General features: G+C 79.4%; 1 protein-coding gene. It reads right to left on the bottom strand.

Annotated features, from left to right (window positions below):
* Positions 1 to 55: 55 nt before the first annotated feature.
* Positions 56 to 1,126, bottom strand: coding sequence for a FecCD family ABC transporter permease (locus GTR00_RS20610; RefSeq protein WP_166613394.1), 1,071 nt, complete (start codon positions 1,124 to 1,126; stop codon positions 56 to 58).
* Positions 1,127 to 1,512: the final 386 nt, after the last annotated feature.

Here is a 1,512-nt window from a genome sequence, read left to right as displayed (position 1 = left end):
GGGGTGGCGGGCGCGGGCAGCGGGGCGGCGCCGGCGCGCACGGGGGCCTGCGCGCTCACAGCTGCGCCAGCCGGCGGCGGCGGACCAGGGCGACGAGCACGGGCGCCCCGAGCAGCGCGGTCACGATGCTGACCTCCAGTTCGCCGGGGCGCACCACGACCCGGCCCAGGACGTCGCTCAGCAGCAGCAGCGCCGGCGACAGGACGACGGACAGGGGCAGGACCCAGCGCTGGTCGGGGCCGGTGAGGGCCCGCACGACGTGCGGCACGGCCAGGCCGACGAACCAGACCGGCCCGGCGGTGGCGGTCGCCGCCCCGCACAGCAGCGTCACGGCCAGGGCGGTGAGCACCCGGGTGCGCCCGACGTGCGCGCCCAGGGCCCGCCCGGAGTCCACGCCCAGGGCCAGGGCGTTCAGGGAGCGCGCCTGCGACAGCGCCAGCGCGGTGCCGACGGCGAAGAACGGCAGCATCTGCCAGAAGACGCCGAGGTCGTGCCCGGCCAGGGAGCCGACCTGCCAGAAGCGGAAGCGGTCGAAGGTCTGCTGGTCCAGCAGGACCTGCGCGCTGGTGCAGGCGGTCAGGGCCGCGCTGACGGCGGTGCCGGCCAGGGCCAGGCGCACGGGGGTGGCCCCGCCGCGGCCGACGGAGCCGAGCACGTACACGACGACGGCGACGAGGGCCGCCCCGAGCATCGAGGCCCACACCAGGCCCAGGCGGGAGGTCACGCCGAGGACCCCCACGGCCGTCACCATGGCCGCGGCCGCGCCGGAGTTGACGCCGAGCAGGCCCGGGTCGGCCAGCGGGTTGCGCGTCAGCGCCTGCATGAGCGCGCCGGCCAGGCCCAGCGCGGCGCCGACGGCGACGCCGAGCAGGGTGCGCGGCACGCGCAGCTCGCGCACGACGAGCGCGTCCTGGCCCCCGCCCGCCCCGCGCAGCGCGTCCAGCACGGTGCCCAGCGGCACGTCCCGCGAGCCGACGGCGAGCGAGGCGAGCACCGCGAGCACCAGCAGCGCCAGGGCCAGCCCGAGGGCGGTGGCCCGGCGGGTGCGCGCGGGGCGGCGGCGCCGGGGGCCGGCGCCGCCGGCGGGGACGGCCGTGGCCGTGGGCGGGCTCGTCGCGGGTGCCACGGCAGGTGAGGTTAGCCTGCCTTCACGTGCCGGAGAACGGGGGTGCGTGTCGCCCGCGGCCGTCCGCGCCGTGAACCGCGTCACGTCCGCACCCCGCCGAGCACCCCGCCGAGCACCCCGCCGAGCACCGCGCCGGCCCGGGCCGGAACAGGGGGTCGTCACGTGCCGTTACCCTGGGGTGAGCGGGAGCGCCGTCCGGTGCGCCCGCGGTCGAGTGTTCAGCGCGCGGCGGGGCCCCACGGCCCCCTCGCGGCGCGCAGGTCCCTCGCACGGCGCCCCGGCGCCGCGGCGGGTGCGGTCGGGCACCACGGCCACCCCCGTCGTCCCGAGAGGCACTCGTTGAACCCCTCCGCGCCCAGCGGTACCCGCACGTCCACCACCTCCTC

Source organism: Kineococcus indalonis (assembly GCF_009906395.1).
In the GTDB taxonomy this organism is placed as follows: domain Bacteria; phylum Actinomycetota; class Actinomycetes; order Actinomycetales; family Kineococcaceae; genus Kineococcus; species Kineococcus indalonis.
Note: the sequence above shows the minus strand (reverse complement) of the source record. Positions and strands in the feature narration are given on the sequence as shown.